This window comes from Serratia sp. (in: enterobacteria), from assembly GCF_046715635.1.
GTDB lineage: Bacteria > Pseudomonadota > Gammaproteobacteria > Enterobacterales > Enterobacteriaceae > Chania.
Map to the genome: position 1 here is coordinate 1 of NZ_JBKJYW010000386.1, position 7,479 is coordinate 7,479.

Consider the following 7,479-nt stretch of genomic DNA (forward strand, 5'->3'; position numbering starts at 1 on the left):
GAATGAAGTTTGTCGGTGCACACGTCAGCGCTTCTGGCGGCGTAGATCAGGCCGTGATCCGCGCACACGAATTAGAGGCGACCGCATTCGCCCTGTTCACTAAAAATCAGCGTCAATGGAAGGCCGCACCGCTGCCTGCAGACGTGATAGACAAGTTTAAAAGTGCCTGCGCACAGTACGGCTACGGCCCAGGGCAAATTCTGCCGCACGACAGCTATCTGATTAACCTGGGTCACCCGGTAACTGAAGCGTTGGACAAATCCCGCGAGGCGTTCCTTGATGAAATGCAACGCTGTGAACAACTGGGGCTGACGCTGCTGAACTTCCACCCGGGCAGCCACCTGATGCAGATCGATGAGGATAAATGCCTGGCAAGGATCGCCGAGTCAATCAATATCGTGCTGGATAAAACCCAGGGCGTCACCGCCGTGATTGAGAATACCGCCGGGCAAGGCAGCAATCTGGGGTTCAAATTTGAACATCTGGCGGCGATCATCGACGGTGTGGAAGACAAGAGCCGCGTCGGCGTCTGTATTGATACCTGTCATGCCTTCGCCGCCGGTTACGATCTGCGTAGCGAAGAGGATTGCCAGAAGACGTTTAAAGAGTTGGGCGACGTGGTGGGCTTCAACTACCTGCGCGGTATGCATCTTAACGATGCCAAGAGCCAATTTGGCAGCCGGGTTGACCGCCACCACAGCCTGGGTGAAGGCAATATCGGTAAGACCGTGTTCAGCTATATCATGCGCGACGAGCGCTTTGATAACATCCCGCTGATCCTGGAGACGGTGAACCCGGATATCTGGGCCGAGGAGATTGCCTGGCTGAAAGCACAGCAGTAATTTTTCTACGGACCTAAAAAAGCCAGCATTTTTCAGATGCCGGCTTTTTATTTCGTGGTTGCCGTTATGCTACCGTGGCTACCGGCGCTTCAGAGCGTTTAAGGACCGCATAGGCCACGCCCGCCAGCAGAGTACCCGCCACAATTGCCAGCAGATACAGCAGCACCGGCGAGATAGCGCCAGGGATCAACAGCACGAACAGACCGCCGTGTGGTGCCATCAGTTTTGCACCGAAGGCCATCGACAGCGCACCGGTCAGGGCTCCACCAGCGATACAGCACGGCAGAACGCGCATCGGGTCACGAGCCGCAAACGGAATTGCCCCTTCCGTGATAAAGCACAGGCCCAACACCAACGCGGCTTTGCCCCCTTCCTGCTCAGACTTCTCGAACTTGCGACGAGCCAGAATAGTAGCCAGCCCCATCGCCAACGGTGGCACCATACCTGCCGCCATAATCGCCGCCATAGGTGCGTAGACCGAAGAACTCAACAGCGCCACACCAAAGGCATAGGCCGCCTTATTCACCGGGCCGCCCATATCGGTACACATCATCGCACCGAGGATTGCGCCCAGCAGTACCGCGTTGGCGGTGCCCAGCGATTGCAGCCAGTTGGTCAGGCCGACCATGATCTTGGCTACGGGCGTGCCCACGACGTAAATCATGATCAAACCGGTGATCAGGCTGGCAACCAGTGGAATAATCAGGATCGGCTTGAGCGCTTCCATACTCGGTGGCAAACGCAGCTTACCGCTGATGGCCTTGGCCACGTAACCCGCCAGGAAACCGGCAATAATACCGCCGAGGAAACCCGCACCGGTACTCACCGCCAACATACCGCCGATCAGTCCCGGCGTCAGGCCAGGGCGATCCGCAATGGAGAACGCAATGTAGCCCGCCAGAACCGGCACCATCAGCGCGAAGGCCGAACCGCCACCGATCTGCATCAGCGCCGCAGCCAGCGTACCTTGTACTTCAAACGCCTTGATACCAAACACGAACGACAGCGCGATACACAGACCGCCCGCCACCACCATCGGCAGCATGTAAGACACGCCGGTCAGCAGGTGGCGATAAGGCCCTGCACTCTCTTTCTTCTTGCCTGAGCTCGCGGTACTGCCACTTTTTTGCGGCTGGAAGATCTCGGCTTCTACCTGTGCCTTATCCAGCTCCTGCGCTGTTTTCTTCAACGCCAAACCCGTTGAGGTGCGGTACATCGGCTTGCCGGCAAACTTGTCCAGATCCACTTCGATATCTGCCGCGACAATCACCAGATCGGCCGCCGCCACTTCTTCTGGGGTGATCGCATTCCCGGCACCCACGGAGCCACGGGTTTCCACTTTCACCCACCAGCCACGCTTCTTGGCTTCGCTCTCGATGGCTTCGGCCGCCATAAAGGTATGCGCAACGCCGGTCGGGCAAGCGGTAATGGCAACAATGCGTTTCGGACCGGCGGATTTTGCCGGTGCAACCGTCTGGGCCGGAGCCTGATACGGTTTGGCTTGCGCCTGGGCCGTGGCCAGGAAGGCTTCGGGTTCACGCACCGCGTGTTCCACATCACCGATATAAACCTGTTTGCCGTTCAGCTCGGCGTCAGCCGGTGCAGCAACACCCGCCACCACCACCAGTTCGGCCTCGTTAGCCGTGTTAACCAGCGTCAGGCCGGTTTTGGCCGCGGCGGCCTCAAGCATGCGTTTCGCCAGGTGGCTACGAGCCTGCCCGAGCGAACTGTCTATCATCAGCAGCGTTTTCATTCTGACTCCTGCGATTAATTAAAGGGTTTCAGATCGACGCGCGCCATCATCGCGGCCAACTGCGGGCGATCGGTGATGCCAACGTTGCTCTGGCTCACCGCCAGGGCAGCCACGGCAGTGGCCAAGCGCAAGGTATGTTCGCTGGATTCACGCATCAGCAGGCCGTAGATCAGGCCGCCGACCATGGAATCACCGGCACCCACGGTGCTGACCACCTCACAGGCTGGCGGCTTGGCGATCCAGGCACCAGAGGCGTTAACCCACAGCGCGCCTTCGGCACCCAGTGAGATCACCACATGGGCAATGCCCTGTTCACGCAGGGCGTGAGCGGCTTCCACCACATCTTCCAACTTCGGCAAGGGTTTGCCTGCCCAGATTTCCAGTTCACGACGGTTAGGTTTTACCAACCACGGCGAGGCTTTCAGCCCGGCCACCAGCGCTTCACGGCTGCTGTCAAAAATGATGCACGGACACTGCGCGCGCAGGCGGGTCATCCACTCGGTGAAGGCTTCCGGGGCCACCCCAGCAGGCAAGCTACCGCTGACCGCCACCATGTCGAACTGGCCAAGCCAGCTCAGGGAATCCGCCACAAAGCGTTCCCAATCCTGCTGCGTCACTTCAAAACCGGAGAAGTTGAAGTCGGTCACTTCACCGTCTTTTTCCGTCAGCTTCACGTTGATACGCGTACGCCCAGGGACCACCTGGAAACGGTTGGCTATACCCAAATCGCTGAACAGCAGTTGGAAACCATCCTGGTTGTCTTTACCAAGGAAACCGCCAACGGTGACGTCGATACCCAAGTCTTTCAGTACCTTGGCAACGTTGATCCCTTTACCTGCCGCATGGAGACCGGCGGTTCTTACCAGGTTAACCTCACCCCGTTCAATCTCCGGGCAAAAGCCCACCAGATCGTAAGCCGGGTTCAGGGTTATGGTTGCTACTCTTCTGCTCATGCTGCACCCTCGCCAAGACCTTCACTGATGGCTTCGCCGATGGCTTTCAGCGCCGCTTCAGCATCATCACCGCTGGCGGTAAAGCGCAGGTGATGACCTTTTTTCACTCCCAGTGCCACCACCTTCATCAGGCTGCGGCCGTTAGCCGGTTTACCGCTGCCGTCGAGATTGGTGACGGTAATGTCACTGGAGAACTGTTTGATTACGTTGACTAGCGCAGTGCCTGGGCGGGCATGCAGGCCATGCTCGTTGCGCACCACATATTCCGCACTCAGCACCGCACTTTCTTCAGCAACTTCGCTGGTCAGTAACGCCAGCACGCCCACCGCATCGGCGTTCAGCAAGCGTTCAGCTTTTTGGCTCACTAACAGATCGCTTAAGTAGTTCAGCACCGTCAGCGGTTGTTGATCGGCGACGGCGACGGTCAGCAACAGCGCGACCTTTTCGCCCTCTTCATCAAACGCCTGTGCCGGGCGGCTGACGGTGGCAGCGCTGGTCAGGTTGCCTTCGGTGCTGTCACTCAACCAGATCCCCTGCCCCAGATTCAGCGGCTTACGGGTGATCACATCGCTGACAAACTGGGCGTTAACCGCGCCGATTTTTTGCAGACGGCCCGCGTTCAAGGCTTGCAGCGTCATCAGCGAATCGGCGGCCACGTCAAGAGAGATCAGTGAGGCATCAAACTTGAATTCAACCGCCAGCTTCTCGCCCATCAGCAGGCTGCGCAGTTCTTCGGCTGAAGTCGTTTTTGCCAGTTGTTCAGCTACGCTGTCATCACTGAGCACGTGCGTGAGCTGGCGCAGCAGCGCCAGGTGTTCATCGGAACGCGCGGCAATGCCGATCACCACATAGGCCGTCTGGCCTTCGCCCCATTCGATGCCCTGCGGAAACTGAAATACCTGCACACCGGTGCTCAGCACCAGATCGCGGGTATCGGTAGTGCCATGTGGAATGGCGATGCCGTTGCCCAAATAGGTGGACGTTTGCAGCTCGCGCTGCAGCATGCCGTCAACATAGGCGGCGCTGACGCATCCGGCAGAGGTGAGCGCTGCCGCTACCTGCCTGATGGCTTCCTGTTTACCGCTAGCGGCAGCTCCCAGGTGAATATCTTGCTGTGACAACTGGAACATGGTTCTCCTCTCCTGCTGAATTGAATCGTTTCAGCCAAGTTAAGAAAAAGGAGCGTTACCCATCGCCTAACCAGGCCATCGATGACGCTGAAACGTTTCAATCAGTGTGTGAGCAGCTATCATCGAAAGCAAGTTTTCTCGATCTCGACGTGATAGTTTTTTGACCTCACGCACACTTTTCTGGCTAAAGCCCCCGCGCACAGCGGAAAATGGCATACTGTGCTGAAACAGTGCTGAAGGAAAATAACAACATGGTTGCTACCGGTATCGGGGTTATTATCGTTAACGCTCAAGGGCAAATCCTGCTGGGGAAACGCTGCAGCACCCATGCCCCCTTTTGGTCGATCCCCGGGGGTCATCTGGACGCGGGGGAAACCTTTGAACAGTGTGCCCAACGCGAAATCGCCGAAGAGACCGGGTTGCAGATTGCTCCGCCAAGCTTTATTGGCGTCAGCAATAATCTGCAAACCTGGCGCGCAGAGGGAAAACATACGGTGTCGATCTGTATGCTGGTTCAGCATCCAGGAGGAGAAGCCGAGCTGAGAGAACCAGATAAATGTGCTGAATGGCGCTGGTGTTCCCCGCACGACCTGCCGGAGCCCCATTTTGAAGCGAGCAGAACAGCGATCCACCTATGGTTGAGCCAACAGGTATATCTGCCTATATCGTGACGTTATTCCCTCCAATTTCTCCTCTGTTCATCTAAAGCAGAGCATTATATAAATTAGAATATAACGCTACTTTATTGCTCAATCGCTCTACTTTTCACTGTAAATACCCCTAAGGTATTAGGTTTCTTTTGCGAAAATACCTATACTTATCCAGGTGTTTTTGACCTGGTGTCGAAACCTTTTGGCAAGTTTTTCCTTGGTATTTCATAACGATAAGTGGGTTCAATATGAGCAAAAAACAAGCTGGCTTTGAAAAGCGACGCCGGTGGGGATGGCTTTGGATTTTGGTGATCGGGATTATTCTCGGTGCCGCACTGCTGGCGGGGACCGCAACGGTGTTCCATAAAACCAGCGATACCGCCTTCTGCGTCTCCTGCCACACCATGCAACAACCTTTGGCCGAATATCAAGGCAGTGTCCACTTCCAGAACTCCAAGGGGATCCGCGCTGAATGCGCCGATTGCCACGTCCCTCATGAGCCGCTCGATTACCTGTGGACCAAGATCCGCGCGGTGAAAGACATTTACGGCGAAATGACCGGCAAAATCGACACCCCAGAAAAATACGAAGCCCATAAGCTGGCCATGGCGCAATCGGTGTGGAAAACGCTGAAAGAAAACGATTCGGCCACCTGCCGTTCTTGCCATAGTTTCGATGCCATGGATATCACCGCCCAGAGTCCTGAAGCCCGTATTCAGCACCCGGTGGCCATCAAGCAGGGCGAAACCTGTATCGACTGTCACAAGGGCGTAGCGCATATCCTGCCGGATATGAGCGGTGCCGCACAGGCCGGTGCTGCCGAACTGGCGAAAGCCGCGGCGGAAACCTCACCCACCGCCACCACGCTGTTCACCATCGCCACCGAACCGTTCTTCCTGAAAGCCGACGATACACATAATGCCGGTAATCTGATGCCATCAACCGAAGTTCACGTCGTGAAACAGGAAGGTGACAAGGTGCTGGTAGACGTCAGCGGCTGGCAACAGGATGGCGTCAGCGAAGTGTTCTACGCCGCGCAAGGTAAACGTATCCTCAGCGTTCTGCTGGGCGAAGATGCGCGCAAACTGCTGAAAACCGGCAGCACCATGACCGATGCCGAAACCGGCCTGGTCTGGCATCAGGTTTCATTGCAGGTCTGGTTGCCACGTAAGCAACTGATCGATGATCAGCAGAAAATCTGGCGTTACACCGCCGATATGATGTCCGCGAACTGTACCGGCTGCCACGGCCTGACCGCCCTTGATCGCTTCAACGCCAACCAGTGGATCGGCGTGATTAAAGGTATGGCTCCTCGCACCTCGCTGTCGCAAGAACAACTGCGCGTTCTGACGCAGTACGTTCAGAAACATGCCAGCGATATGCAATCTGCCACACCGGCCAAAAGTTAAGGGAGAAGCGAAATGAGCAAGTACCAACAACAACCATTAGCCATGAGCCGCCGTCGTTTCCTGACCGGTGCCAGCGCCCTGGCCGCCGTGCCACTATTTGCGGGTCTGTGGCCTAAATCAGCGTTGGCGGAAGCCATCAGCCAGGCATTGCCACAGTTCGTGGCCTTACGCCAGGCACAAAAAGGCATTCTGACCGGCGCGCACTGGGGCGCATTTGAAGCCATCGTGCAAGACGGAAAAATGGTCGGCGTGTTGCCAGTCAAAGACGATCCTTACCCGAACGACCTGATCACCATGGCCCCCCACCAGGTCCATGCGGAAAACCGTATCAAGTACCCAATGGTACGTAAAAGCTGGTTGGAAGGCGGCCCTGGCAGCCGCACCGAGTTGCGCGGCAACGATGAATGGGTGCGCGTCAGCTGGGATAAGGCTATCGATCTGGTCGGTAACGAAATCGTCCGTTTGCAGAAAGATCATGGCCCGCAGTCGATCTATGCCGGTTCTTACGGCTGGAAAAGCGTGGGTATGCTGCACAACAGCCGTACCCTGCTGCAACGCCTGATGAACCTGAGCGGCGGCTTCCTAGGCTATGCCGGTGACTATTCTACCGGTGCCGCACAGGTGATCATGTCGCACGTGATGGGGTCAATGGAGGTTTACGAACAGCAAACCGCCTGGCCAAACGTCATCGACAACAGCCAACTGGTGATCCTGTGGGGCTGTAACCCGATGGTTACGCTGA

Annotated in this window: 7 protein-coding genes; 4 read left to right on the forward strand and 3 right to left on the reverse strand. The window is 56.7% G+C overall.

The window, feature by feature from the left end; translation table 11 throughout:
* The first annotated feature begins 2 nt into the window (after positions 1–2).
* Positions 3–842 carry a deoxyribonuclease IV gene (nfo, locus tag ACLQ7H_RS20040; protein WP_411754185.1) on the forward strand — a complete coding sequence of 280 codons (840 nt, stop codon included), beginning with the start codon at positions 3–5 and terminating at the stop codon, positions 840–842.
* 64 nt (positions 843–906) lie between these two features.
* On the opposite strand, the gene fruA is transcribed toward nfo, so the two are convergent.
* The 3 genes from fruA to fruB are packed head-to-tail and all read right to left on the reverse strand — an operon-like array spanning position 907 to position 4,678.
* Positions 907–2,595 carry a PTS fructose transporter subunit IIBC gene (gene fruA / locus ACLQ7H_RS20045; protein ID WP_411754186.1) on the reverse strand — a complete coding sequence of 563 codons (1,689 nt, stop codon included), beginning with the start codon at positions 2,593–2,595 and terminating at the stop codon, positions 907–909.
* Between the two features lie 14 nt (positions 2,596–2,609).
* Positions 2,610–3,548 (reverse strand): 1-phosphofructokinase, encoded by a 939-nt coding sequence (fruK, locus tag ACLQ7H_RS20050; protein ID WP_411754187.1) that lies wholly within the window; start codon positions 3,546–3,548, stop codon positions 2,610–2,612.
* The gene (gene fruB, locus ACLQ7H_RS20055) at positions 3,545–4,678 is read right to left on the reverse strand and encodes a fused PTS fructose transporter subunit IIA/HPr protein (protein WP_411754188.1); all 1,134 of its coding nucleotides are present in this window, start codon (positions 4,676–4,678) and stop codon (positions 3,545–3,547) included. Before fruB ends, fruK begins: the two co-directional genes overlap by 4 nt.
* Before the next feature lie 251 nt (positions 4,679–4,929).
* Here fruB and ACLQ7H_RS20060 point away from each other — a divergent pair, with 251 nt between their 5' ends.
* The 3 genes from ACLQ7H_RS20060 to ACLQ7H_RS20070 all read left to right on the forward strand — a co-directional run.
* Complete coding sequence (locus ACLQ7H_RS20060; protein WP_411754189.1) at positions 4,930–5,349, forward strand: nucleotide triphosphate diphosphatase NUDT15; 420 nt, start codon at positions 4,930–4,932, stop codon at positions 5,347–5,349.
* Positions 5,350–5,576: 227 nt separating this feature from the next.
* Positions 5,577–6,737 (forward strand): NapC/NirT family cytochrome c, encoded by a 1,161-nt coding sequence (locus ACLQ7H_RS20065; RefSeq protein ID WP_411754190.1) that lies wholly within the window; start codon positions 5,577–5,579, stop codon positions 6,735–6,737.
* A gap of 12 nt (positions 6,738–6,749) precedes the next feature.
* Positions 6,750–7,479 (forward strand): molybdopterin-dependent oxidoreductase (locus ACLQ7H_RS20070; RefSeq protein WP_411754191.1); only part of this gene is annotated, 730 nt, incomplete at its 3' end.